The following is a 24,460-nucleotide window of genomic DNA, read 5'->3' as shown; positions in this document are numbered from 1 at the left end:
GCTCGACTTGCATGTGTTAGGCCTGCCGCCAGCGTTCAATCTGAGCCATGATCAAACTCTTCAATTTAAGATTTTGTCGGCTCAATGAATACTGAACATTACATAATGTAATGTTTGAATTGACTGTGCTGAATCCGAAGATTCAATGGTCACTTCGTTTCATTGAAACCTAATTTGATACCAAAGTATCGAATTGGATTATCATCAACGAGTGCCCACACAGATTGATAGGTTCTTATTTTTAAAGAGCTTTTCTAACATTTTCAGCAACTTAGCCGCTCGTCGTTAGGGGTGCGTATCTTACTTCACACCGTGAGAGAGTCAAGCATTTTTTTCAAATTTCTTTTCTCTCTCTTCCCGACTCGCTGTGTGACTTTCGTCTCACTCCGTGTCGGTGGATGCGCAGTATAGGGAGTTGAGAAATTAGTACAAGCGTTTTTTGCAAATAAAAAACCAATCGGTCACAAATTAGCCAAAAGTGCGATATTTGCATATTTCTTCGTCACATTTGAGACATATCACAGCAATTGGTTGGAAAAACACCAACCATATACGTAAGATTCATGTGTCTATTCTGTTAATGGACAATCGATCTCTTTATCACTATGTGTAGTAATTAAAATGACGTCTAAAAAAAATCTGATTTTATGTGTTGGGCTGGCCATCGTTGGGGGAATCATCTTCTCTCAATTCATCATCCCACCAGCCTTGAGCTTCCTCATTGGTGTTATCGCTACTGCTTTTCTTTTTTCATTTTCTAGCAAAACACCTGTTCTTCAATCTTCGGAGCCTGATCCTTCAACTAAAACGCTGTATGTCGGCAACCTTCCTTATAAGGCCAATGAGAGTCATGTTCGCGATTTGTTTGCTGAATATGGACAGGTCTATGCGGTACGCTTAATGAAAGATAAGCGTACTGGAAAAAGAAGAGGGTTTGGTTTTGTAGTGATGGCTGCGGCAGATGCCAAGCCAGCTATCGCTAAACTTAATGAAAAGGAATATATGGAGAGAACGCTAAAAGTGAGAATTGCGAACGATCCTAAACATCCGGATGGCGGTAAACCTGAACAGGATTAAAACCTAGCTTCTTTAAACAAATGTTCAGTGCATCTTCCTGCCAAGGAGTTGCACTGGCATAAATCGACTTACTTCCCTCTTCTGTATCCTCAATTTCATCACTTAATAGCAATGCTTTTACTCGACGTGCAATCGCTGCGCCTGAATCAATTAAAGTAACGTCCCCACCCAAAGCTTGATGAATCTCCTCTTTGATTAAAGGGAAGTGAGTACAACCGAGCACCGCAACATCGACTTTATCGCGAAGGGGAAGCAGGATATTTGTCAGTTCGTCGAGAGAAACGCTGTTGCCTCGCAACTTCTCTTCGGCCATATCTACCAAGCGAGTTGATCCCACCAGCTCAACTGGTTTGCCTTGCGCAAAGTCCCGTATTAACTCGTGAGTATATTGGCGTGTTACTGTCGCCGGAGTGGCGATCAGCCCTACCCCTTTTGATGCTAAAAGCGATGCGGGTTTAATCGCAGGGACAACACCAACAACGGGAATCGATAAATTTTCGCGTAAGGAAGGAAGCACTATGGTGCTCGCCGTGTTGCAAGCAATGACAACAACGTCGACTTGGTGTTCTTCGACTAATGAAGAGACCAGTTGGTTAACTCGTGAAATGAGTACAGCCTGATCGAGTTCACCATAAGGGTAAGCCTGATTATCGAATAAGTATAAGTAGTCTAACTGGGGCAATAGGCGATGTATCTCTTGGAATACAGAAAGACCACCAACACCAGAGTCAAAAACTAGGACTTTTTTCTTACTTGCTACTCGCACGAGTCTTACCTAAAGAACAGAAACGTTGCGATCATACTGCGTAGATTTGTTTTGGCAATGCTTTAGCATGGTATCTTTGATGGCTGAATCTATCTCCAGATTCTACATCTCGCTTCGTCAACTCGATATGTCCTTGAAAAGATGGCGAAGACGTAACCAATGTGTGAAATTCACCATTTTCCCCACAGGGATCAATTTGACTTGGTAATGACTCTATTAGGGCTTTGTCATACCAGCGACCACACCATTCTGGAGGGAGAACTCTTCCGTCGATGGTGATTAACATCGTTTGAATACCACGCTCTATGATTTCCATCGCTAGTTTTTCGCTGCTCTCCCCTAATAGAGGAAAGACGCATTCCCAGCCAACAGGTTCAATATAGCTGCGTCGGTAATCGGCAATGCCATTACAAAACATATCACCAAATGCGACAGCTTCTATATTCAGACCACTACTTTGTAATGCATTAACGATGGTCGATTGATAAATGTCGTTACTTGGAAAGACTTCAGGTAGCTCGATAGTAATGAGCGGAAGCGCAAGTAAGTCTGCTTGCATTTGTACGACTTCAAGCGGAGTTGCTTGGAAAGGGACTTCTTTCCCTACGTAAGTCGTGTACAAACCGACAACTTGATAATTTGGATTCTCGTTAAGGCGCTCAAGCGTTAATGTCGAATCTTTACCGCTGGACCAACTGATCACCACTCGCTTGGGTTTCTTCATTCGATTTTCCCCCACAAAATATTAAAAACCGCCCGAAGGCGGTTTGTGCTCATTCACGATTAGAATTCGTAGCCAACGTTGAGATAGTACGCTCGCTCTGCAGCAGGGTAACCTTTTGCCATCTCATACTCTTCATCAAGTAGATTATCGATACGAGCGCTAATAGAGGTCGACTCATTCGGATAGTAAGTCACCGCCGTATCAACCAACGAGTAAGAAGAAAGCGTAATATCTTGTGAAGGCCAAGTGCTGTAATCCACATCTGGACGCTTACCGACGTACTGATAGCTAACCGACCAATCCACTTTATCGAAGCTCACTAAAGCATTCCACTTATACATTTCTTTAGCGCGGCGCTGCAACTGATGCCCTTTATCGTCTTCAGCATCTTTGTAATCTGCACTCAACTGGTGCTGCACAATCCCTGTATCAAACTCAGCAACAAGCTCCACACCTTGGATATGTGTTTCACCATCGACATTCAAATATTTGTATGTGGTTGGATGGTAATCGATAAGATTCGTGATTTTATAGTCATAACCCGTGACGGACCAAAAAACGCCTTGGACATCACCGCTGAATGCTAGCTCCCAAGCATCTGACTCTTCCGGCTTAAGATCTTTCTCACCGTATGTTGGGTCATACTGTTGATATAGGTTTGGAGCCTTAAACGCAGTACCAAAAGAAGCTTTAACCCCAAACTCTGGCACAAATTGGTAACCAGCCGCTAAACTGTAAGTGAACTCACTACCGTATTCTTCGTTATCATCAAGGCGAGCACTGCCCTCAAGCATTGCTTTATCAATACTAGTCGTTGCCATACCAAACAGAGCGCCATTGGTACGATCAAACGTTTTATTCGCACTCTTGTCTTTATAAGACTCATTACGCCAATCAATACCACCAGCCAACGTCGTATTGTTGTTTAGCAAGTAACTGTTGGTCCACTGGACATTCTGCTGCTCAAGTTCATCTTTAGTACCTGAGTGTTTGCCTTTTGCTTGCTCATAGTTCCAAGACTTCTGTTTCTGTGCCGTTACTTGTAGTTCTGACATTACATTATCAGACTGATACTTACCGCCCAGAGTGACAGAAAGATCGTCTTTTTCTGCTTCGTAGTAACCGCGACTGCCGTAGCTGCTGTCATATTGATAAACATTTTCGTAAGCACGTAGGTTACCAAATGCAGACCACTGATCATTGAAGTTATGCACGTAACCTAGCAGACCATTCTTTGTATCAAAGCCATGGCGATCACCGTCATTAACTCCCGGTACAGGACGAACGTTATAACCATCATCACTTTCACTACCAAGCGCGATATTTAGCTGGCCGCTCTCTGTGACTTTAATACCAGATGCCACACTCAATTCCTGGTAATCTAAGCTGCCTAAACCCGCACTTAACTTCGTTCCTTCTTCGTCAGCACGCGCAATGGTGATGATATTGATCACGCCACCAATCGCTTCTGAGCCGTAAAGTGACGCACGCGCACCACGCACGTACTCAATACGTTGAACGTAAGTAAGTGGGATTTGGTTAAAGTCCACAGCGCCCTTCGCTGCTCGTGCAAAACGTACGCCATCAACCAGTACTAAAACTTGGTCGGAACTGGTTCCACGAACAAATAAAGACGCTAGCTGACCACGACCACCATTTTGTGAAACTTGAATCCCGGTAAGGCGACGCAATACATCTGGTAGGGTTTTCGCTTGAATGCGATCGATGTCTTGTCGAGTAACTACTTCGACATCTGCCAACGTACGGCTTTCGGCTTGCTCAAAACGGTTTGCAGTAACAACGATGGTTTCGTCAGTGGAGGTTTCTTGGGCCTGTAGATAAGAGACAGGTGAAAGCAGCGATGCCAAAGTGATCGCCAGTGCGGATTTTCTCATTGTATTGTCCTAAATCGCGTAATTCCTTCCGAGCCCTGTCATCATGACAGTCCAGTGCTGTGGCTCAGTTGTTGGCAGGTATTCGGACTCAAGAGCACGGGTGTACCGCCTACTTGCTCGACTTCCCACATAAACTAATGCAGTGTCTGATGAGCGTTCGTTCTCTTTTACCGCTGCGCGTCAGTTCTGGATTCACACCAGATTCCCATTTCAGCCATCTAGATTGCTAGATAGCACCAACTTGAGGCAAATATTATTCAGCTATTGATTATTTGTCCAGCCAATATTGCCCTTAGAAGTTGTAACGTTTTGATTGATTTTGCTTTCTACTCTGCCTGTACGCACTATCTTTAAATCAATTCCAGTACAAAACTGGACATCCTATTGAGATTGAATAAAATCTGCGCTCTTAAATTGAATGCACCATAAAAGGTAAGATCATGGCTACTCTTGATGTAAACCCACAACGCTACCAAGAACAACTGGCTGAAAAAGTCGAACGTCTCACGGATATGTTCGCGCCATACAACATGCCAGAACTGGAAGTGTTTGAATCACCAGAGCAGCACTACCGCATGCGTGCTGAGTTCCGTGTTTGGCATGAAGGCGAAGATCTTTACTACATCATGTTCAACCAAGAAACTCGTGAGAAGTACCGTGTTGACCAATTCCCTGCAGCAAGCCGTCTGATCAACGACCTGATGCCGCTATTGGTTGAAGCGATGAAAGACAACGACTCACTACGTCGTAAACTGTTCCAAGTGGATTTCCTATCGACGCTAAGTGGTGAGATTCTGGTTTCACTCCTTTACCATCGCCAACTTGATGAAGAGTGGATTGAAAACGCGAAAGCCCTTAAACAGCGTTTAAATGATGAAGGCTTCAATCTAAACATCATTGGTCGTGCTCGTAAGATGAAGATTGTCCTAGACCGCGACTACGTGATCGAGAAGCTCGATGTAAATGGTCAAAGCTACATCTACCAACAAGTAGAGAACAGCTTCACTCAGCCGAACGGCAAAGTCGCAGAGAAGATGCTGGAATGGGCGGTCGACTGTACTCAAGAAAGCACTGGCGACCTACTAGAGCTTTACTGTGGTAACGGTAACTTCTCGCTGGCGTTGGCACAGAATTTCGACCGCGTACTGGCAACTGAGCTAGCGAAGCCATCTGTGGTATCTGCACAGTACAACATCGCCGCCAATAAGATTGATAACGTACAAATCTTACGTCTATCGGCAGAGGAATTTACTCAAGCGATCGAAGGTAAGCGTGAATTCCGTCGTCTACAAGATGCAGGTGTGGATCTGAAGAGCTATAACTGCAACACGATTTTTGTCGACCCACCACGTGCTGGGATGGATGTCGATACGTGTAAGATGGTGCAAGGTTACGAGCGCATCATGTACATCTCTTGTAACCCTGAGACTCTAAAAGAGAACTTGGACATTCTATGCGAAACACACAACGTGACGCGTTTTGCTCTGTTTGACCAATTCCCTTATACCCACCACATGGAAGCGGGCGTGCTATTGGAACGCAAAGCGTAACCCACCGCGTCAAATACAAAAAAAAGCGAGCTCAATGGCTCGCTTTTTTTAATTTGATTCGTTTGCTTATTCCGCAGAAGTCTTCTTGCTGACAAAACCTAACTTCTTACCAATCCATGCGAGTAAGATCATTGAAACCATGATCGCAAAGAAGTTTGAGCCTGCTTCTGGGTATTGCGCTTTAATAAACGCAGAGTGACCAAACGCACCTACGAAGAAACACGCCAAGCCAACTAATGGGATATCTTCTGATACCGGATTATTTAGGTACTCTTGGTAAAGAGCTTGTACAGCCAGTACGAGTGCAATCAATGGGAAGATTGAAAAAGACACTTCACTCATGGTCAACCATGACAACAAAGCATCACCACACATACCTGCAACCAGTGCCAAAATCAGCGTTTTCTTTTCAGATTTATTTCCATTCGACATTATTCTATCCCGCCTTTTAATCGGTTACGTTCACGTTCTTTGCGATACCAATAGGCCCCTTTGGCTATCATTCGCAATTGCATGATCAATCGCTCGGCGAGTTCATCGCGCTCACGTCGATCTAAATCTAAAGCTTCAGCCCCCGAACTGAAAACCAAAGTCACAGACGCTTCTGCTTGAGTATACGCCTCTTCTCTGGTCACGCCGGTGCTCATTAAATACTCGGTTAATTCTGCCGCAAAATGCTGGATTTCTCGAGCAACAGCGGTACGAAATTCAGCAGAAGTGCCGGAGCGCTCACGCAACAACAAACGAAAAACGTTCGGACTACTTTCAATGAATTCCATAAAGGTTTCGACCGAGGTACGTATTACGCTACCTTCTTTCACAATACGTTGACGCGCCTGACGCATCAGTTGGCGTAGTAGCAAACCGCCTTCATCAACCATAGTTAAGCCTAGCTCATCCATATCTTTGAAGTGGCGGTAAAAAGAAGTCGGTGCAATCCCTGCCTCTCGGGCGACTTCTCGCAAGCTAAGGCTGGAAAAGCTGCGATCCGCACTTAATTGACTAAATGCCGCATCGATCAATGATCGACGTGTCTTCTCTTTTTGCTGTGCGCGGATTCCCATCGATTTCATTCTTAACTTGCTCTTTTTCTGTAGGGTACAAGAGCCTCAATATAACGCAATTTGCTCCTACGGAGAAAGATATGTTACTTCGCTCGCTCTGAGCGCCGAGAACGTTACTATTGACATGCATCTAATTGCAATGTTCTCGATGCAATTTATAGACATACAACATACCAAATCACCCTTTTGGTCGATTCTGCGTGATCACTTCCACTCTCTAACAGGCATGACGTGTACCAATAGAGTAAATGAGTTAAAATCGCGCTAAAGCAATGTTAAGCAAATATAACAAGGAAGGCATCATGGCGCATGTTAATCACTATGACGTGATCGTAATCGGTAGTGGCCCTGGCGGAGAAGGGGCTGCAATGGGATTAACCAAAGCGGGACTGAATGTTGCCATTGTCGAGAAAGAAAGCAGTGTCGGCGGCGGTTGTACTCACTGGGGTACCATTCCATCAAAAGCACTGCGTCATGCCGTTAGCCGCATCATCGAATTTAATAGCAACCCGCTATTTTGTCGAAACAACACCAGCGTTCATGCAACATTTTCTGACATTTTAGGTCATGCTAAATCGGTCATTGATAAGCAAACTCGACTTCGTCAGGGCTTTTATGACCGTAACTCATGCACACTTTTGTTCGGAACCGCGCGATTTATCGATAACTACTCAATTGCAGTGATGCAAAGCGACGGTACAGAAGAAATCTATTCTGCGGATAAGTTTGTCATCGCGACGGGTTCTCGCCCGTATCAGCCTGACGACGTAGATTTCTTGCATGAGCGCATCTACGACAGTGATTCCATTTTGAACCTGAAACACGACCCTCGCCATATCATCATTTACGGTGCGGGCGTTATCGGTTGTGAATACGCTTCTATCTTCCGCGGCCTTGGAGTGAAAACCGACCTTATCAATACCCGCGACCGCTTGTTGGAGTTTTTGGATAACGAAGTGTCAGATGCGCTGTCTTACCACTTCTGGAACAGCGGTGTGGTAATTCGTAATGATGAGACCTATGAAAAAATCGAAGGCACAGAAGATGGTGTGATTATTCACCTACAATCTGGCAAGAAGATGAAGGCTGACTGCTTGTTGTATGCGAATGGTCGAACAGGTAACACCGATAAGTTGAATTTGGGTGCAGTGGGTCTGGAAGCGGACTCTCGCGGACAACTAAAAGTAAACCGTAACTACCAAACCGATATCGAACACATTTACGCTGTAGGCGATGTCATCGGTTACCCTAGCCTTGCAAGCGCCGCTTATGACCAAGGGCGATTTGTCGCACAAGCCATTACGAAAGGTCAGGCAGAAAACTACCTGATTGATGATATTCCAACGGGTATCTACACCATCCCAGAGATTAGCTCTGTGGGTAAAACCGAGCAAGAGCTAACAGCTGCGAAAGTACCGTATGAAGTAGGACGCTCTTCGTTCAAGCATCTAGCTCGTGCACAGATCGCAGGGAAAGACATCGGTAGCTTGAAGATATTGTTCCATCGTGAAACCAAAGAAATTTTAGGGATTCACTGTTTTGGCGAACGTGCCGCGGAAATTATCCACATCGGTCAAGCCATTATGGAGCAAAAAGGCTCAGCGAATACCATCGAGTATTTCGTCAATACCACCTTCAACTATCCAACAATGGCCGAAGCGTATCGTGTCGCTGCGTTGAATGGTTTGAACCGCTTGTTCTAATCTATGCTTCTTGATAGCAGACAGAAAAACAGCAGGCTTGGACCTGCTGTTTTTATATCAACATTGTGCTAGGAAGGTATCCTTGTGCCATTGGTAGAGAAAGATAACCCCTAAACCAATACCCCGCATCAACATAAAGCTCGTCATTGCAAACCACAGCGCGTGATTTTCCCACTCGGCGAATAAGTAAAAGACAACGAAGAAACTGCTGGTCGCGACAAACATACTATTGCGCATGTCTTTGCCTTTGGTTGCACCGACAAAAATGCCATCCAATAGAAAGCACCACATCGACGCAAGTGGCATCACCACCAGCCAAGGTAGATACACCGCTGCTTGCTGTTGGACCGTCTCAATTGAAGTGATCATGGCGATCAACTCCGATCCCGCCAAACCAAAGAGCGCGGTCAGTCCTAAGCAAATAACCAAACTCCAAAAGAAAGTGCCGACAAGCGATGCACTCAATTGTTGCCTATCTTTGGCACCAATCGCCTTCCCGACCATGGCCTCCATCGCATAAGCAAAGCCATCCATGCCATACGAGATAATCATCAGGAAGCTCATCAGAACCGCATTTGCAGCGACAACCTCATCACCCAAGCTCGCGCCTTGGAACGTCATAAAGCTAAAAGCCGCTTGCAGACACAAAGAGCGTAAGAAAATATCGCGATTCAATTTCACGAATCGCCCTAAACCGTGTTGAGTGCTGGCTAGCAACTTTTGAGGTGATGGTAATTGCCTCTCTCGCCAGGTTTTCCAGACACACATGAGACCAAAACCCATGCCAGAGTAGTCAGCAATCACCGATGCCAGCGCAGCGCCTTCTACTTTCCACCCCAAACCAATCACAAACAACAAATCGAGGGCAATATTAGTCACGTTGGTGATGATCACCATCCACATTGGTGCTTTGGAATTTTGCGTTCCGAGCAGCCACCCCAACAACACAAAGTTCATTAGCGCAGCGGGGGCACTCCACACACGGATAGAGAAATATTGCATACCGTAGTGTTTTACCTCTGCGCTGGCGTCACTCCAACCAAAGATCAAATCAGCTATCGGGGTATGGGCAATAAGGAAGACTAACGCAAACAGCAGCGCCATAAGTGAGCCTTGCATAAACACCAAGGCAAGTTGCTTTCGGTCTTCACCGCCATAGGACTGCGCCGCCAACCCAGTAGTCGACATACGCAAAAAACCAAGCAGCCAAAACGTCACGCTGATCATGGTGCTGCCCAACGCAACACCACCCAAATACCAAGCGTGGTCTAGATGACCAATCACCGCAGCATCGACCAAACCGAGCAATGGAACAGTAATATTCGACAGCACCATAGGTATCGCTAAAGCTAAGACTTGGCGATGAACTTTTGGGTTAGATAAAGGAGAGAAGATTGAATTTGTCACAGGCACCTCATCAGTAAGATCGACGAGTGTACCTGAGCGCTTAACGACTAGCCAATTACCACTTGATATGAACGAGTACTGGCGTGAGGCGATGCTTCAACATTGGAATCTTATTAAGCCAACGCTGCCAAGCTTTCCAACGAGAACAGAATCTATCGAATGGCGAGAAAGCTTTCACCCACTTTGCCCATGGTAACCATTGCAATATCTGTGCTGCAGGCGCTTCAAAGCCATGAGCATAACGATCAGAGCCAAGCTTTTGTCCCCACTTGGTTTCCGTTAAATCTCCTGCCAGCACCATACACAGTTCAGCAGAAACAAAATGTCGACCTAAGGTTTGAATAAATTTCGCGACTTGACGCTCTGTGCAATCGAGCAGTGCCATTTCACATAAAATGAGTACCGGTGCTTGCTCTGGAATGGCTAACGTCTCTAGCCACGACATTTCATCCACACTGCCACAGCGATGTTCATAACGTTCATTTTTGTGGAACAAACGCTGACGCCATACCAAATTTTCCGTCACATCCAGCTCTATCCAATGGCAACGTCCATTATCCAAACGATAAAAGCGGGTATCCAACCCCGCTCCGACATTGATTATCCAAGCATCGGGATACTGCTGTAAGAAGTGACTAACCTGCTGGTCACAAAGCTGAGTCAGCGTCACGTGCAGCAATTGCTTCTGCGCAATATCACCACTCAAACAATCCGGCGCCATCTTACAGCTCAAACACGCTTTAGCAGCTATCGGATCGTACACCAAGCCATTGTCGACCATGCTTTCACGGCTACGCAATAACAGTGGCTTTAATAAATGGTTAGGAACTTGATGTTTAGACTGAGACATGGGCATTTCCTGCGCCAGAGAGAAAACATAGACATTAATAAAGATGATAATGAATATCAATTACATTATCAAGCTTATAAATTGGTCAAAACAAACAAGGTCAAGATGATGAGCAAGCTTTTGGAGGAAGTAGAAAAAGAGAAAAGACAAAACAGCCCAGATCAACTGGGCTGCTTAAATACACTTACATCCAATCGGTATTACGAATAATACCAACGGCTAAGCCTTCAATCGTAAGGTGCTGAGACGTTAAGTCCACTTGAATTGGGGCAAACTCTTCATTCTCAGCATGCAGTAATATGGTTGAACCTTTGCGCTCCAAACGCTTCACAGTCACATCATCATCAACACGCGCAACGACAACTTGACCGTCTCTCACGTCTTGGGTTTTATGCACCGCGAGCAGATCGCCATCCATAATCCCGATGTCTTTCATACTCTCGCCATTTACACGAAGTAAGAAATCCGCTTGCGGTTTGAACATCGCAGGATCGACTTGGTAGTGCGCCTCTACGTGCTCTTGAGCCAAGATTGGCTCACCCGCTGCGACTTGACCAATCAAAGGCAAACCCTGCTCATCATTGGCTGCGTCTTCAAGCAGGATACGAATCCCACGAGAAGCGCCTGGAATAATTTCAATTGCTTGCTTACGAGCAAGCGCTTTTAGGTGTTCCTCTGCGGCATTCGCAGAGCGGAAGCCAAGCTCACGCGCAATCTCTGCACGAGTTGGTGGCATTCCGGTGTCGTCGATTTTACTTTTAATCAAATCGAAGACTTGTTGTTGGCGTGGCGTTAACGGCTTCATGTCTCACCTGTCTTTTTATACAGTTAACTGTGAGTATATCCAGTAAATGCTCAAATGAAAACCCAATTGGTTGTTTTTTAATTTATTTGTGGGGAGCTTTCAGCTTACCAATTAAGTTCATTCTTTATTCGTTTAAAACACCGACTTTTCAGTTAATCAAGTCAAAGCAATAACTTAGGGGTTCGACTAATTTACAGCCAATAAAATTAAAAGGTTTGACCAGTTTCTGGTATCCTTGCAGCGCTTAAATTTTATCGCCTAGGCTTATTTCTATTGCCGTACTCATCTCTTTTTATAGAGAAGACATGCAAAGCGGAAACTGAAATAAGGTTAGGCCTGTTTGAATACCTATTGAGGCTGTGAACTTTATGTCTTCTGGACAATCATTTTCACGTTCATTACTAAAACTACCTTTATCGGTACTGGTAAAGGGCACCACAATCCCGTCGAATCCGATTGAAGATCTGAACATCGACCTAACTAAACCGATTGTATATGCCCTGCCGTTCCGCTCGAACGTGGATTTGCTGACACTGCAAAAACAAGCCATGAGCCTTGGTCTACCCGACCCGCTCAGCCCGCTGGAAATCAATGGCAAAACGCTGAACCGTTTCGTCTTTATCGCTGCGCGTCCAACTGTGATGAACAACGATAATGATGTCCCAACCGATTCTGTCTCTCTGTTCACTGACTTACTGGAACTGCACAAGCTGGATAGTGAGTTGGATGTTCAAATGATCCCTGCAACCGTGCTTTGGGGTCGTAAGCCAGGTAAAGAAGAGAACCAAAAGCCTTACCTTCAACCGATGAATGGTCCGCAAAAAGCCAAAGCAGTAATGGCGGCGGGACGCGACTGCTTAGTTCGCTTTAGTCCCGTGGTATCTCTGCGTTATATGGCAGACTCTCACGGTACCGACAGCGCAATTGCGCACAAACTGGCTCGCGTGGCGCGTATCCACTTCTCACGCCAGAAACTGGCTGCTTCAGGCCCAAACTTGCCACAACGCCAAGTGTTGTTTGCTCGTTTACTAAAATCTCCAGCTATTGAACTGGCGATTGCTGACGAAGCCAAGATCAAAAACATCTCGATTGATAAGGCACGTAAAGAAGCCCACGACATCATGGATGAAATCGCCGCCGACTTCTCCTACAGTCTAGTGAAAAACGGCGACCGCATCCTGAGTTGGTTATGGACAAAACTATACCAAGGTTTGCACATCAATAACGCCTCGACTGTGCGTCGTTTAGCGCAAGACGGCCACGAAATTGTGTACGTTCCGTGTCACCGTAGTCACATGGACTACCTGCTGTTGTCTTATGTTTTATACCATGAAGGCATGGTGCCTCCGCACATTGCGGCAGGCATTAACTTGAACTTCTTCCCGGCCGGTCCGCTTTTCCGTCGTGGTGGGGCGTTCTTTATTCGTCGTAGTTTTAAAGGCAACAAACTGTACTCAACCATTTTCCGTGAGTATCTAGCTGAGCTGTTTGCCAAAGGCTATTCAGTCGAGTACTTCAGTGAGGGTGGTCGTTCACGTACAGGTCGCTTACTGCAAGCGAAAACGGGTATGCTGGCTATGACCATCCAAGCAATGCTACGTGGTCTAAACCGCCCAGTAACACTAGTGCCGGTCTACATCGGCTACGAGCACGTAATGGAAGTGGGCACTTACGCGAAAGAGCTGCGTGGCAAACGCAAAGAGAAAGAAAACGCAGGGCTTGTACTGCGTACTCTGCGTAAACTGCGTAACTTTGGTTTGGGCTATGTGAACTTCGGTGAGCCAATTCAGCTCAACCAATACTTGAACGAGCATGCTCCTGAGTGGACGAAAGACATCGACAGCATGGGTGGTAACAAACCACAATGGATGAATCCTGTGGTCAACGACCTTGCTAATAAGATGATGACGCACATCAATGATGCGGCGGCAGCAAACGCGTTGACCTTGTGTGCAACCGCACTGCTTGCTTCTCGTCAACGTGCACTTTCTCGTGACTCGCTGATCAATCAGATCGAGTGTTACTTAAAGCTACTCAAAAATAATCCGTACTCAAGCACCTCCACTATCCCTACCGAAAGTGCTGAGGAGTTGGTTGATCATGCAATTTCGCTTGATAAGTTCGTGATTGAAACCGATAGCATGGGTGACATCATTTCGCTGGACCGTAGCCAATCGATCCTGATGACCTACTATCGCAACAACATCATTCACTTGTTCGCTCTGCCGTCATTAATTGCCCAAATGCTCATTCGTCAGCGCAACCTTTCGGTAGCCAAGATTCAAGCGAATGTCGCGCAAATCTACCCATTCTTGAAGAAAGAGCTGTTCTTAAGTTACCAGGAAGACGAGTTAGATGAATTGGTCGTTAAAACGCTGCATGAATTTGCCGATCAGAAAATGATTAGTCTTGATGGTGATAAGCTAGAGATCAATCAATCGAACAACCAGCCTTTGGTTCTGCTAGGTCGTACGATAACTGAAACGCTGCAACGCTACTCTATCGCGATGAACTTGCTTGTTGCTTACCCTGAGCTGGGTAAATCGGACCTAGAGCAGAAGAGCCAAGATATTGCTCAGCGCCTAGGGCGTTTGCACGGTATTAATGCGCCAGAATTCTTCGATAAAGGTGTGTTTACCGCGATGTTCAATACGCTCAAACAGCAAAAATACCTCGATAACGATGGTAACTGTGACACGAAGAAAACGCAGCAATTTGCACGGCTACTGTTCACTCTGCTTTATCCAGAAGTGAAACTGACGATCGAAGAGAGTATTCACCAACTTCGGTCGTAACCGTTTTACCTTCTTCCAATAAGAAAAAAGGCATCCAATCGGATGCCTTTTTCTATTTCTTCGCTTACCAAAATGCGACCAGTAACCCTATCGCTATCACCATGCCAACATAATTGTTGTTAAGGAAAGCCTTAAAGCACAACTCACGCTCACGGTGACGAATTAAGTGCTGCTGATAAACAAACAACGACGCTGCAATCAAAAGGGTCCAGTAGTAACTTTGTCCCAATTGGTAGAACTGCCCTAACCAAACCAACATCGCGAGTGTAATAAGTTGCAACACACCAATAATAAGCTTGTCATGACGACCAAACAGAATTGCCGTCGATTTAATGCCAATCTTTAGATCATCATCTCGGTCTACCATCGCATATTGAGTGTCGTACGCAATGGTCCACAAAGCGTTAATGAGGAACAAAAACCAAACAATCAATGGTAATTCCCCAGTTTGTGCAGCCCACGCCATTGGAATCGCCCAGCTAAAAGCCAAGCCTAAAAATAGCTGTGGAATATGAGTGTAACGCTTCATAAATGGATAGATGAACGCCAACACAATGCCAGCGAAGGATAGCTGAATCGTCAGCGGGTTCATGGTCAGCACTAACAAAAACGAGCTGATACCCAAAACCAAAAATAATCCAATCGCTTCTTTTGCTGTCACTTTCCCTGATGGCAGTGGACGTTGCTTAGTACGCTTTACATGGCCGTCGACTTTGCGATCTGCAAAATCATTAATCACGCACCCCGCACTACGCATTAGGAAAACACCCAATACAAACACGATGAATACATCCCAACTTGGCATCCCTTGGGCTGAGATAATTAGCGCCCAAATCGTTGGCCACATCAGTAACAGTGAACCAATCGGGCGATCCATGCGCATCAGTTGCCAATATGCTTTGGCTTTTTCTGCGGACATTTACACTGTCTCCTTAGCGTAAACTGGTGAATTAGATAAGAATAACTCGGCGACTAGCATCGGTTTGTGATTCATCCACAACCTTGAGCGTCGTGCTAACAAACGTCCTTCTGGTACGGCTACCCATCCCATTTGCAAAGAGTCCCGCTCAACGTTATCTGCGCTAAACACAGTTAGTCCTAATGGGATATCCCCTTGTTGAGCCAAATCATACTGCTGATCAACTAAGGTTGAACGAGGAATCAATGTCCGCCCAATAACCCAGTTATTATTGTCACCGCACAAAATTACCTCTCTCAGTAAGCAATCTTGTTCGGACAATAACTGGCTTTCGTCCTGTTTTAATGTCGCTGCAGTGACGATCTGATTTTGTAGCAATTCTACCGTTAACGCTTGGCAGTGCTGTTTTAAACGACGTGACAAAGACCCTTGCTCTTCAAGCCAGTGCTTGGCAAATTCATTTGGAAATTCGAATTCTTCGGGGTTTTGCCACTCTACTTCCAATAAAGAAGCAAGATAGAGTGATGTTGGCTGATTCATACTAGTATTCAATTGGAGGCTTTATGCGTACAATAAAGCAACAACTTACCGTCCATAGTAATGTATGTAACCGTAAGTTCCGTTATTTGTTATAGACGGCCCATTGTATCAAGACTGAAGCGATTCGAATATCGCGATCCAGAGAAAGAAAAGTTAGAAATATGTACAAACGTTATATAGCCCAAATTATTTTTGCGTTAACCATACTATTCGCCGCACCAAGTTGGGCTGAAACGGAAGAAGCTGGACCTAAGTTGGCATACTTTACCCTAGAGCCTGACCTCACTACTAACTTTTATACCAAAGGCAAAAAGTTAGGTTATGTGCAAGTGCGCATCGACATCATGGTAATGAGTCAACAAGATTTATCAGTTGTTGAGCATCACCAACCTTTGATTCGCGATGCAGTGATTGAATTACTGGGTAAGCAAACAGAAGATACGATTAAGTCCCTGTCTGGCCGAGAAGATCTGCGCAAAACCTTAGTGACGACCCTCAACGAAACGCTTTTACCTGAAACAGGTAAAACCATCATTGCCGATTTGTTGTTTACAAAATACCTTTATCAATAAACCCAAATCCGTTTTGAACATAAAAAAAGACCGCTCTTAAGCGGTCTTTTCATTTCATCTGCTTTAGGCTTGCTGTTGGTATTTCATCTTGCCTGAATCAAACAGCGCAATCGCCATCCCCGACAGTAGCCCAACTAAGTGAGCGGTGTTTGCAATCGCCATAAATGGCTGCACAAAACCAAGAACTAACCATACCAACATAAAGACGATAATTGGCTTGGGTAGCGTAAGGCCTAAATGTGGCAAGCGGTAACCCAATATCCACAAATAACCAAGCAGTGCATAGACCACGCCAGACAAGCCGCCGAAGTTAGCCCCTTCAACATAGAACTGGCCTGCCCCTGAAAGCGCTGCCGACACCACAAAGAGTTGCAATAGCTTACCGGAACCGAGACGACGTTCGATGTCGCCACCCAACTGCCACCACCATAGTAAGTTAAACACGATGTGAGTTACTGAAAAGTGCAGTAACGCATGACTTAGCCATCGCCACACTTGCCATTGTTGCCCCTCAAAAGCCGGGAAGTGCAACAACTTAAACACGCCATTGCCAAAGCCAAACATTTGTAACAAGTAGATGATGATACAGACTGTCATGATCAGCAAAGTCATGGGGCCAGCTTTCGCTTTGACCATGCTTATGATACTCGGGCTGGAATAATGAAATGTGCTCTTACGAGTATCGGCAACGTCCCACGAGGCGGCGCTGTATTTTGAATCAGACGGGTTAGCAAGGAACTGCTTAAGTTCGGCTTCCGCTTCTATTTCATGCTGGCTATCAGTCAGCCACAGCGCAAATTGCCCATCCCCTTCTGGCATCATTTCGATGTCAATTTGGCGAGAGGCCATATAATCAATAAAGGCTTGCGCCATACGTGGATTATTTAACGTTACCAATCTCTTCATTAACTTCTCACTATCGGTAGTTCTGCTCGATGCCAGGCTTCAAAGCCACCATCTACACTGTACACCTGTTCAAAGCCTTGGTTAACCAAATATTGCGCCGCACCTTGGCTACTAATACCGTGGTAACACATCACTAGAATAGGTTGTTCGAACTCCACTTCATCCATAAACGCAACGATCGTATCGTTAGTTAAGTGATACGCGGACTCCGCATGCGCAACGGCAAACGATTGAGGGTCACGGATATCTACAAGCTTCGCATCACCCTGCTCGAGCAGCGCTTGCGCACCTTGTACATCGATATGCTTAAACTGATCCATTTACTTTCTCATTGTCTTATTAATATACCCAAGCAACCTCGAACCTAACGTACTAATCAGCACCCGTGGTACAGCATAAAATCCATATTTGAAGCTGCTTGGGTATACTGCCGCTATTGTAACCTATCCAACGGCAAACTTAGACACATGGATAATCAGGGTTTTCAAAAGTGTACACATTCCAACCATTTGTGGATAAAGCTGTGAATTGCGTTGATAAAGTGTATTTGGATCTTTTGATCCACAATATGTAGTGATGATCCTGATCTAACTGTGTGTATATCTATAACTATCCCCAGATGGAAAAGTGCTTGAATCCCTTATTTTGTCCGGGTTTCGAACAGTTGATAAATAATTACTTCACAGAGTTATACACAGGTAGCACATAAAATCCGGATCGCAAACGCTATCGATTTTCGATCGACAATAAAAAAGCCGAGATCACATGATCTCGGCCTTCTATGAAAATCTTACTTTCAATTAGCAGTGGAAATTAAAATTCACCCACGGCCAATTTTAATTTCTTCATTGCATTTTTTTCTAGCTGGCGAATACGCTCGGCAGAAACACCGAACTCATCAGCTAAGTCTTGCAATGTTGCTTTCTCATCATCTAACCAACGAGAACGCACGATGCGCTGACTACGCTCATCCAAACTCGCTAATGCATGACCCAAGCGATTGTTGGTATGCATTTCCCAGTTGGCGGCTTCAATGTTGTCGGCCACATCAGACGATTTGTCTTCTAGGTATAGCATCGGCGCTGTGTAAGCGTTTGAACTGTCGTCTTCATCAGTTGGCATATCAAAGGTTGAATCCACCGCCGCTAAGCGTGATTCCATCTCGCGAACTTCAGAAGGCTCAACACCTAACTCGCGCGCAACGGTTTCCACTTCACCGTTGTTAAACCAACCCAAGCGCTTTTTCGACTTACGCAGGTTGAAGAACAATTTACGTTGCGCTTTAGTGGTCGCAATTTTCACGATACGCCAGTTACGTAGCACGTATTCGTGGATCTCTGCTTTGATCCAGTGGACAGCAAAAGAAACCAAGCGAACCCCTACTTCTGGGTTAAAACGCTTAACGGCTTTCATTAGACCGATGTTACCCTCTTGCACAAGATCCGCCATCGGCAAACCGTAGCCAGAGTAACCACGAGCAACGTGAACAACGAATCGTAGGTGCGAAAGAATTAGACCTTTTGCAGCCTCAATCTCACCTTTATAGTGTAATCGTTCTGCCAGCTCACGCTCTTCGTCTGCAGTCAGCATTGGGTAGCTGTTTACTGAGCGAATATAGCTATCAAGGCTATCTTGCGTGACTAGAGCCATCGGATACGCTTCTTTTGTCATTCAATTCCTCATCAATCTCTGATCTGGAGCATTACATTGCAATTTAGCTTCGATATCTTGAACTCAAAATGAACAAGTTTCAAGAAGGGGAAGCAATTATCCATAAACATTTGGTCTAAGCAAGGGTTCAAAATTAGCTAGTGCTAATGAAATCCAAGTAATAAGACCGCCATCACTTAAACTGGTTCAATTTCTTTTAAATGTCGTTGCGCAGAAAAACGCGCCGCAATACATCCCAAAAGACTCCCAATGATGATTAATAACAAAGATTCATCCCAACTTAGACCAATCAGGCGGAACTGGCTATCGTACAACGCAGCAAGGTCTTCCACCGCACTATTCATGACAATGGTCACTAAAGCCGTTACCAACCACGCAATAGTGGCACCTAACACGCCAAACCACATGCCTGTGTACAAGTAAGGGCGCAGAATAAAACTGTCCGTCGCACCGATCAGTTTCATGGTTTGAATCTCTTCTTTATTCGCCAGCACATTAAATCGCAATGTATTGCCAACGATTAAAAATACCGCACCGAGCATCAGTACTGTCAGGGTAATGACAATAATACTCGCGAGAGTTTTGATGGCATCAAGACGCGCCAGCCAGTCTTCGTCAAGTCTCACGTCGGTCACATCTTGTTGCTCTCGAACGTCTTTGGCTAATGACTGAATATCACTTTTTAGCTCCGAATCTGGCGTAATCACCAACACACCAGGTAGCGCATAGCCACTTAAAAGACTGATAGCTTGGTCGAACCCTGCATATTGGCTTAAATCAGATAGACCTTGTTGCGGTGAAATATACTCTACCTCTTTTACCAAAGGCCAAGTTTCAATTTGATCTTTGAGAACCATCACTCGCGCATCCGGCATACCTTCAACTAAGTAAGCACTAACTTGTGAAGGAGAAGCGACATCTTCCGCTGCCCCCGCAACGTTTTTCCCCAATAGATACAAACAAGCTGGCATGGCAAGTGCCATGGAGATGACCGCTAAGGTAAGAATGTTGCCTAGTGGTCGTTGCCATAAGGCGCTAAAAGAGGATTTAGCTTGTTTTGCGTGGACAGAGAAAAAACCATCGGTATTCGCACGCTTGGCACTGCGGCCTTTCCCCTTCTTTTGGGAGTGCTTGTTACCTGCCATAGTCTTCTACCTCACTTAGGAAGCCTTGGTTCAATTCAAAATGACGATACTGTGGGCGAGTGTTTACTAACCCCACATCGTGCGTGGCAAGTAGGATAGTCACGCCCGCACGGTTAAATTCTTCGAATAGACGCAACACACGGTTGGATAATTCTGGGTCAAGGTTACCCGTAGGCTCATCAGCCACCAGCAACGTTGGTCGATTAACCACAGCACGGGCAATACCGACGCGCTGTTGTTCACCACCAGAAAGTTGACTAGGTAGACAACGAGCTTTATCGAGTAAGCCCGTTTTATCTAACGCCGCAGAAACACGTCGTTTAATTTCGTTTTCAGAAATCGATTCGATACGCATTGGCAGAGCGACATTGTCGTACACACTGCGATCCATCAATAGGCGATGATCTTGAAAAACAATCCCAATATTGCGGCGCAAAAAAGGGATGTCTTTGCCTGGAATACGCGTGATGTCGTGGCCATTAAAATGGATTTTGCCATCGGTTGGTCGCTCTATCGCGCAGATCAATTTCAGCAAGGTACTTTTACCAGCCCCGGAATGTCCGCCTAAAAACGCCATTTCACCGCGCCTCAGGTGAAAATCGACTTTTTGCAGTGCTTGTCGACCACCTCGGTAAGCTTTGCTTACTTGCTGAAATTTGATCACCGTTGATTTCCTCTAACTCTTTTTATTCTTCACGACTAAACAGTGCGTCAATAAACTCTTGAGTTTCAAATGGACGCAAGTCTTCGATACCTTCACCCACACCAATGTAACGAATTGGAATACCGAACTGATCAGCAATAGCGAAAATTACGCCGCCCTTGGCTGTACCATCCAGCTTAGTCAAAGTAATCCCGGTTAGAGGGGCAACATCACTGAAAAGTTTCGCTTGGCTAATGGCATTTTGTCCTGTACCTGCATCAAGCGTTAGCATGATCTCATGTGGTGCAGAGTCATCAATTTTCTTCATCACACGTACAATCTTACGCAGCTCTTCCATTAGGTTCGCTTTGTTCTGTAGACGACCTGCTGTATCAGCAATCACCACATCCACACCACGTGCTTTTGCCGCTTCAATCGCATCATAGATAACAGAGGCACTGTCTGCGCCAGTATGTTGAGCAATCACAGGAACATTATTACGTTCACCCCACACTTGTAGCTGCTCAACCGCTGCGGCACGGAAAGTATCGCCCGCTGCAAGCATCACTTTTTTGCCTTGAGTTTGGAACTGCTTCGCTAACTTACCGATGGTCGTGGTTTTACCCACGCCATTTACACCCACCATCAAGATGACGTAAGGCGTTTTGTTGCTATCGATTTCTAGTGGCTGTTCGACTTTAGAAAGAATCTCGGCCATTTCTTCTTTCAACAAACCATAAAGGGCTTCGCCGTCTTTCAGATCGCCACGTGTGGCTTTTTCTGTCAGGTTGTTGATGATTTTTGTTGTGGTATTCATGCCCACATCAGCAATAAGCAGTTGCTCTTCTAGCTCTTCAAATAAGTCCTCATCGATTTTCTTACCACTGAATAGACCGAAGAAGCCAGCACCAATATTTGCTTTTGTTCGGCTTAGGCTGCGTTTAAGACGAGCAAAAAAGCTTTCTGTTGGCTTTTCTTGTTCTTGAACACGAGGCGCGGCCGATACGACTTCTGGCTCCTCTGCTTCTGCTTCTGCTTCTGCTTCTGCTTCTGCTTCTGCTTCTGCTTCTGCTTCTGCTTCTGCTTCTGCTGGGGCAGCCTCTGATTGTTTCTCTTCTTCTTCAAGTTCTGGCGTTGCTTCCGCTTGCTCAGCAACCGCTTCGGTTTGCTGCTCTTCAGAAGGCGCTTCCACTGCTTCTTCTTTTACTGTTTCTTCAGTTTTTGGTTTTGGGCTTTGTTCTTCGTCACCAAAACCTAGCCACGAAAGTAATCCGCGCTTCTTTTTTTCCGTCATCTGGGGCTATCCTAGATTGTTCTTTTATCTATTAATGACTCTTTTTTGACAAGATTATTATCTGTCTAAAAAAGGCTAATGACAAAGTTCTGAAAACTTTCCGATTAGGTAATTCTAATCTTATTAGTGTTACACTCTGTCATCTTGAATATTCTGGGCTGTATCCAAGCTCCAAGCTCATTGCTTGGGCGATTAGATATAGTATCACTTTATTAGCGGTCAAAAAATCTATGGTAAGACGTCGCCAGCAAAACTCATCACAAAAAAAGCCAACAACGGGCTTTGTTCGCATTATTAGTGGCTTATGGAGAGGCAGAAAACTTCCTGTACACGATGCTGAAGGCTTACGCCCCACGACAGATCGCGTCAAAGAAACGCTGTTTAACTGGTTAGCTCAAGATGTACCACAGGCAAAATGTCTCGACTTGTTTGCTGGCTCTGGCGGCTTGGGATTTGAGTCAGCTTCGCGCCAAGCAGAGCAAGTGACCATGGTTGAGCTAAACCCACAAGCTTTCCAACAGTTACAAAAGAATGTTGCCTCTCTTAACGCGAACAACATCCAAGTGGTAAATACCGACGCACTGAGTTTTTTGAAGCAACCGGGTTCTGCTCATCATGTGGTGTTTATTGACCCACCGTTTCGCAAAGGTCTATTGGATGAGACCGTGGCTCTGCTAGAACAAAATGGCTGGCTCGCGGAAGATGCGATGATTTATATTGAAACAGAAAAAGAACTCAATATTGCCGACTTACCAGAAAACTGGCAATTACATCGAGAAAAAACAGCAGGCCAAGTGAGCTATCGTCTGTACGAACGTACCTCCGCATAACGCCTCGATTTAAAAGGATACTTAAATGAAAGCACTAATTATGCTGGCCAAAGCGGCTATCGCCTTTGTTTGGTTAGTATTAATCCTAAATATTTTTATGCCCTTTCCCGGCAATGCCGCGATTGCGCTATACATCATGACCGCTTTTTTGTTCATCATGCACGGTTTACAAATGGCCATCTTCATTGGTGCATTTGGCGATAAAATAAAAATGAGCAGTTGGGAAAAATATTCAATCCTGATTTTTGGTATTTTTGCCCTACTCGATATTCGTCGTAAACACATGATGTAATCGCTCAGATACGAAAAAGCCGCTCTTGTGAGCGGCTTTTTTTCTGCGTTTCGTTCGTCACCCAATGTAACTTTTTACACCATCCAAGAACATTTGAGTGGAGATCATCACCAGTAACAAGCCCATTAAGCGTTCTACCGCCTTCAAGCCACGTTCACCCAACAAGCGATTAAAGAAGCCATAAAACATCAGTATAAAAAATGTTGCGCCCCACGCAATTACGACTGATGCTGACATTTCCAACATTTTCTCTGGATGTTGCGAAGACAGTAAAAGCAAGGCAGCAATAACTGAAGGGCCCGCGATCATAGGAATGGCCATCGGAACAATAAAGGGCTCCTCGCCTGCTGCCAGTCCAGTAATGCTGCCAGCACTCGGGAAAATCATCTTAATCGCAATAATGAAGAGAATAATGCCACCTGAAATGCTGAGCGTTTCTGGCTGGACATGCAAAAAACTTAAGATGCTTTGTCCTGCAAACAGAAATAGCATCAAGATCAGTAAGGCAAACAGTAGTTCACGAATCAATACCTTACGACGACGCTTGGGATCGATATGTTTGAGAATAGACAACACAATCGGCAAGTTACCGAGAGGGTCCATGATTAGAAACAGCATGGTCGCTGCAGAAAGAATGTCCATATTCTGGCCTCACCTAAAAAATGGCGGCCAGTGTATAGCAAACTGACAACATGAGTATATGACTGAGGGCGAAAACACCATAGTCACCCTCGATCTTAGCCGCCGTTTAGTGATTGCAAACTCGCGCCATATTGACCACAAACTTACCTTCAAGCTCACGAATTTTGTCGCGCTTGAGCAAAAATGCTAGTAATGCATCTAAGTCTAGATCATTCAGTTTACAGGTGTGAAAGCGAACGCTAGCACCAAAGTGCTGTGTGAGGGCTTCGCGATCCATTGGTGTTTCTCTAAGTAGGTTTAGCAGCTCGTGAGCATGGATTTCACTCATTATTGACTCCAGTTATTAAGAACAATGCGTTCAGTCTACTGA

25 protein-coding genes, 1 rRNA gene and 1 riboswitch are annotated in these 24,460 nt (G+C 45.2%); of the genes, 7 read left to right on the top strand and 19 right to left on the bottom strand.

Translation table 11 applies throughout. The features are described 5' to 3' along the window. Positions 1-67, bottom strand: a 16S ribosomal RNA gene (locus R7M92_RS22780); the annotation flags it as partial. A gap of 554 nt (positions 68-621) precedes the next feature. Between R7M92_RS22780 and R7M92_RS22775 the strand changes: the two genes are divergently transcribed. Next, positions 622-1,077 (top strand): RNA-binding protein, encoded by a 456-nt coding sequence (locus R7M92_RS22775; protein WP_017821270.1) that lies wholly within the window; start codon positions 622-624, stop codon positions 1,075-1,077. Here R7M92_RS22775 and murI read toward each other — a convergent pair. From murI to btuB, 3 genes are read right to left on the bottom strand one after another with little or no spacing between them, the layout of a single operon-like run. Beyond that, on the bottom strand, positions 1,040-1,843 hold the full coding sequence (murI, locus tag R7M92_RS22770) for a glutamate racemase (protein WP_033907261.1): 804 nt from the start codon (positions 1,841-1,843) through the stop codon (positions 1,040-1,042). The genes R7M92_RS22775 and murI overlap by 38 nt on opposite strands. Before the next feature lie 31 nt (positions 1,844-1,874). Beyond that, positions 1,875-2,567, bottom strand: coding sequence for an ATPase (locus R7M92_RS22765; RefSeq protein WP_017821272.1), 693 nt, complete (start codon positions 2,565-2,567; stop codon positions 1,875-1,877). A gap of 59 nt (positions 2,568-2,626) precedes the next feature. Then, entirely contained in the window at positions 2,627-4,462 is a 1,836-nt protein-coding gene (gene btuB, locus R7M92_RS22760; RefSeq protein ID WP_033907262.1) for a TonB-dependent vitamin B12 receptor, read from the bottom strand. 55 nt (positions 4,463-4,517) lie between these two features. After that, positions 4,518-4,718: riboswitch (cobalamin riboswitch) on the bottom strand. Positions 4,719-4,902: 184 nt separating this feature from the next. Here btuB and trmA point away from each other — a divergent pair. Next, positions 4,903-6,012: a tRNA (uridine(54)-C5)-methyltransferase TrmA gene (trmA, locus tag R7M92_RS22755; RefSeq protein ID WP_033907263.1), complete on the top strand. Its 1,110-nt coding sequence runs from the start codon at positions 4,903-4,905 to the stop codon at positions 6,010-6,012. Between the two features lie 66 nt (positions 6,013-6,078). On the opposite strand, the gene R7M92_RS22750 is transcribed toward trmA, so the two are convergent. Next, the gene (locus tag R7M92_RS22750; protein WP_005378634.1) at positions 6,079-6,444 is read right to left on the bottom strand and encodes a YijD family membrane protein; all 366 of its coding nucleotides are present in this window, start codon (positions 6,442-6,444) and stop codon (positions 6,079-6,081) included. Next, a complete protein-coding gene (gene fabR / locus R7M92_RS22745) occupies positions 6,444-7,085 on the bottom strand; it encodes an HTH-type transcriptional repressor FabR (protein WP_005378632.1) in 642 nt (213 codons plus the stop codon). Before fabR ends, R7M92_RS22750 begins: the two co-directional genes overlap by 1 nt. A gap of 263 nt (positions 7,086-7,348) precedes the next feature. Between fabR and sthA the strand changes: the two genes are divergently transcribed. Continuing rightward, positions 7,349-8,779, top strand: coding sequence for a Si-specific NAD(P)(+) transhydrogenase (gene sthA, locus R7M92_RS22740; RefSeq protein WP_318134369.1), 1,431 nt, complete (start codon positions 7,349-7,351; stop codon positions 8,777-8,779). 57 nt (positions 8,780-8,836) lie between these two features. On the opposite strand, the gene dinF is transcribed toward sthA, so the two are convergent. The 3 genes from dinF to lexA form a co-directional block, all read right to left on the bottom strand. Next, a complete protein-coding gene (gene dinF / locus R7M92_RS22735; RefSeq protein ID WP_017636071.1) occupies positions 8,837-10,186 on the bottom strand; it encodes an MATE family efflux transporter DinF in 1,350 nt (449 codons plus the stop codon). Between the two features lie 55 nt (positions 10,187-10,241). Beyond that, entirely contained in the window at positions 10,242-11,036 is a 795-nt protein-coding gene (locus tag R7M92_RS22730; RefSeq protein ID WP_165935398.1) for a class I SAM-dependent methyltransferase, read from the bottom strand. A 184-nt stretch (positions 11,037-11,220) separates the two neighbouring features. Beyond that, positions 11,221-11,841: a transcriptional repressor LexA gene (lexA, locus tag R7M92_RS22725; RefSeq protein ID WP_005378682.1), complete on the bottom strand. Its 621-nt coding sequence runs from the start codon at positions 11,839-11,841 to the stop codon at positions 11,221-11,223. A 368-nt stretch (positions 11,842-12,209) separates the two neighbouring features. Here lexA and plsB point away from each other — a divergent pair, with 368 nt between their 5' ends. Then, positions 12,210-14,636, top strand: coding sequence for a glycerol-3-phosphate 1-O-acyltransferase PlsB (plsB, locus tag R7M92_RS22720; protein WP_005389683.1), 2,427 nt, complete (start codon positions 12,210-12,212; stop codon positions 14,634-14,636). 64 nt (positions 14,637-14,700) lie between these two features. On the opposite strand, the gene ubiA is transcribed toward plsB, so the two are convergent. Next, positions 14,701-15,555, bottom strand: a complete 855-nt coding sequence (gene ubiA / locus R7M92_RS22715) for a 4-hydroxybenzoate octaprenyltransferase (RefSeq protein WP_005378684.1) — start codon at positions 15,553-15,555, stop codon at positions 14,701-14,703. Next, positions 15,556-16,095 carry a chorismate lyase gene (locus R7M92_RS22710; protein WP_005378686.1) on the bottom strand — a complete coding sequence of 180 codons (540 nt, stop codon included), beginning with the start codon at positions 16,093-16,095 and terminating at the stop codon, positions 15,556-15,558. 161 nt (positions 16,096-16,256) lie between these two features. On the opposite strand from R7M92_RS22710, the gene R7M92_RS22705 reads away from it, so the two are divergent. Then, positions 16,257-16,667, top strand: a complete 411-nt coding sequence (locus tag R7M92_RS22705; RefSeq protein WP_005378687.1) for a flagellar basal body-associated protein FliL — start codon at positions 16,257-16,259, stop codon at positions 16,665-16,667. A 63-nt stretch (positions 16,668-16,730) separates the two neighbouring features. Here R7M92_RS22705 and glpG read toward each other — a convergent pair whose 3' ends face one another. The 6 genes from glpG to ftsY all read right to left on the bottom strand — a co-directional run bounded on the left by glpG (position 16,731) and on the right by ftsY (position 22,326). Next, on the bottom strand, positions 16,731-17,573 hold the full coding sequence (gene glpG / locus R7M92_RS22700; protein ID WP_017821294.1) for a rhomboid family intramembrane serine protease GlpG: 843 nt from the start codon (positions 17,571-17,573) through the stop codon (positions 16,731-16,733). Continuing rightward, the gene (glpE, locus tag R7M92_RS22695) at positions 17,573-17,893 is read right to left on the bottom strand and encodes a thiosulfate sulfurtransferase GlpE (RefSeq protein WP_005378691.1); all 321 of its coding nucleotides are present in this window, start codon (positions 17,891-17,893) and stop codon (positions 17,573-17,575) included. Before glpE ends, glpG begins: the two co-directional genes overlap by 1 nt. Positions 17,894-18,386: 493 nt before the next feature. Beyond that, positions 18,387-19,244 carry an RNA polymerase sigma factor RpoH gene (gene rpoH, locus R7M92_RS22690; RefSeq protein ID WP_005378693.1) on the bottom strand — a complete coding sequence of 286 codons (858 nt, stop codon included), beginning with the start codon at positions 19,242-19,244 and terminating at the stop codon, positions 18,387-18,389. A gap of 176 nt (positions 19,245-19,420) precedes the next feature. Next, a complete protein-coding gene (ftsX, locus tag R7M92_RS22685; RefSeq protein ID WP_005378695.1) occupies positions 19,421-20,389 on the bottom strand; it encodes a permease-like cell division protein FtsX in 969 nt (322 codons plus the stop codon). Further along, positions 20,379-21,053, bottom strand: coding sequence for a cell division ATP-binding protein FtsE (gene ftsE / locus R7M92_RS22680; protein ID WP_005378697.1), 675 nt, complete (start codon positions 21,051-21,053; stop codon positions 20,379-20,381). The genes ftsX and ftsE overlap by 11 nt, the downstream gene beginning before the upstream one ends. A gap of 22 nt (positions 21,054-21,075) precedes the next feature. Then, positions 21,076-22,326: a signal recognition particle-docking protein FtsY gene (gene ftsY / locus R7M92_RS22675; RefSeq protein ID WP_258494346.1), complete on the bottom strand. Its 1,251-nt coding sequence runs from the start codon at positions 22,324-22,326 to the stop codon at positions 21,076-21,078. 230 nt (positions 22,327-22,556) lie between these two features. Here ftsY and rsmD point away from each other — a divergent pair, with 230 nt between their 5' ends. Further along, complete coding sequence (gene rsmD / locus R7M92_RS22670) at positions 22,557-23,156, top strand: 16S rRNA (guanine(966)-N(2))-methyltransferase RsmD (RefSeq protein WP_005378702.1); 600 nt, start codon at positions 22,557-22,559, stop codon at positions 23,154-23,156. Positions 23,157-23,181: 25 nt separating this feature from the next. Beyond that, complete coding sequence (locus R7M92_RS22665) at positions 23,182-23,448, top strand: DUF1145 domain-containing protein (protein ID WP_005378704.1); 267 nt, start codon at positions 23,182-23,184, stop codon at positions 23,446-23,448. 57 nt (positions 23,449-23,505) lie between these two features. On the opposite strand, the gene R7M92_RS22660 is transcribed toward R7M92_RS22665, so the two are convergent. Together R7M92_RS22660 and R7M92_RS22655 are read right to left on the bottom strand one after the other, a co-directional pair. After that, positions 23,506-24,090 carry a YhgN family NAAT transporter gene (locus R7M92_RS22660; RefSeq protein ID WP_005389671.1) on the bottom strand — a complete coding sequence of 195 codons (585 nt, stop codon included), beginning with the start codon at positions 24,088-24,090 and terminating at the stop codon, positions 23,506-23,508. A gap of 106 nt (positions 24,091-24,196) precedes the next feature. Continuing rightward, positions 24,197-24,418, bottom strand: a complete 222-nt coding sequence (locus R7M92_RS22655) for a YecH family metal-binding protein (protein WP_005378711.1) — start codon at positions 24,416-24,418, stop codon at positions 24,197-24,199. Between the last annotated feature and the right edge of the window lie 42 nt (positions 24,419-24,460).

The organism is Vibrio sp. Vb2880 (assembly GCF_033337975.1).
In the GTDB taxonomy this organism is placed as follows: Bacteria; Pseudomonadota; Gammaproteobacteria; order Enterobacterales; family Vibrionaceae; genus Vibrio; species Vibrio alginolyticus.
Note: the sequence above shows the minus strand (reverse complement) of the source record. Positions and strands in the feature narration are given on the sequence as shown.

What these genes read in the sequence shown, in the direction of transcription:
- R7M92_RS22775 (WP_017821270.1), top strand. Translation starts at nt 622, where the DNA reads ATGACGTCTAAAAAAAATCTGATTTTATGTGTTGGGCTGGCCATCGTT.
- R7M92_RS22765 (WP_017821272.1), bottom strand. Translation starts at nt 2,567, where the DNA reads ATGAAGAAACCCAAGCGAGTGGTGATCAGTTGGTCCAGCGGTAAAGAT.
- btuB (WP_033907262.1), bottom strand. Translation starts at nt 4,462, where the DNA reads ATGAGAAAATCCGCACTGGCGATCACTTTGGCATCGCTGCTTTCACCT.
- trmA (WP_033907263.1), top strand. Translation starts at nt 4,903, where the DNA reads ATGGCTACTCTTGATGTAAACCCACAACGCTACCAAGAACAACTGGCT.
- R7M92_RS22750 (WP_005378634.1), bottom strand. Translation starts at nt 6,444, where the DNA reads ATGTCGAATGGAAATAAATCTGAAAAGAAAACGCTGATTTTGGCACTG.
- fabR (WP_005378632.1), bottom strand. Translation starts at nt 7,085, where the DNA reads ATGAAATCGATGGGAATCCGCGCACAGCAAAAAGAGAAGACACGTCGA.
- sthA (WP_318134369.1), top strand. Translation starts at nt 7,349, where the DNA reads ATGTTAAGCAAATATAACAAGGAAGGCATCATGGCGCATGTTAATCAC.
- R7M92_RS22730 (WP_165935398.1), bottom strand. Translation starts at nt 11,036, where the DNA reads ATGTCTCAGTCTAAACATCAAGTTCCTAACCATTTATTAAAGCCACTG.
- lexA (WP_005378682.1), bottom strand. Translation starts at nt 11,841, where the DNA reads ATGAAGCCGTTAACGCCACGCCAACAACAAGTCTTCGATTTGATTAAA.
- plsB (WP_005389683.1), top strand. Translation starts at nt 12,210, where the DNA reads ATGTCTTCTGGACAATCATTTTCACGTTCATTACTAAAACTACCTTTA.
- ubiA (WP_005378684.1), bottom strand. Translation starts at nt 15,555, where the DNA reads ATGTCCGCAGAAAAAGCCAAAGCATATTGGCAACTGATGCGCATGGAT.
- R7M92_RS22710 (WP_005378686.1), bottom strand. Translation starts at nt 16,095, where the DNA reads ATGAATCAGCCAACATCACTCTATCTTGCTTCTTTATTGGAAGTAGAG.
- R7M92_RS22705 (WP_005378687.1), top strand. Translation starts at nt 16,257, where the DNA reads ATGTACAAACGTTATATAGCCCAAATTATTTTTGCGTTAACCATACTA.
- glpG (WP_017821294.1), bottom strand. Translation starts at nt 17,573, where the DNA reads ATGAAGAGATTGGTAACGTTAAATAATCCACGTATGGCGCAAGCCTTT.
- glpE (WP_005378691.1), bottom strand. Translation starts at nt 17,893, where the DNA reads ATGGATCAGTTTAAGCATATCGATGTACAAGGTGCGCAAGCGCTGCTC.
- rpoH (WP_005378693.1), bottom strand. Translation starts at nt 19,244, where the DNA reads ATGACAAAAGAAGCGTATCCGATGGCTCTAGTCACGCAAGATAGCCTT.
- ftsX (WP_005378695.1), bottom strand. Translation starts at nt 20,389, where the DNA reads ATGGCAGGTAACAAGCACTCCCAAAAGAAGGGGAAAGGCCGCAGTGCC.
- ftsY (WP_258494346.1), bottom strand. Translation starts at nt 22,326, where the DNA reads ATGACGGAAAAAAAGAAGCGCGGATTACTTTCGTGGCTAGGTTTTGGT.
- rsmD (WP_005378702.1), top strand. Translation starts at nt 22,557, where the DNA reads ATGGTAAGACGTCGCCAGCAAAACTCATCACAAAAAAAGCCAACAACG.
- R7M92_RS22665 (WP_005378704.1), top strand. Translation starts at nt 23,182, where the DNA reads ATGAAAGCACTAATTATGCTGGCCAAAGCGGCTATCGCCTTTGTTTGG.
- R7M92_RS22660 (WP_005389671.1), bottom strand. Translation starts at nt 24,090, where the DNA reads ATGGACATTCTTTCTGCAGCGACCATGCTGTTTCTAATCATGGACCCT.
- R7M92_RS22655 (WP_005378711.1), bottom strand. Translation starts at nt 24,418, where the DNA reads ATGAGTGAAATCCATGCTCACGAGCTGCTAAACCTACTTAGAGAAACA.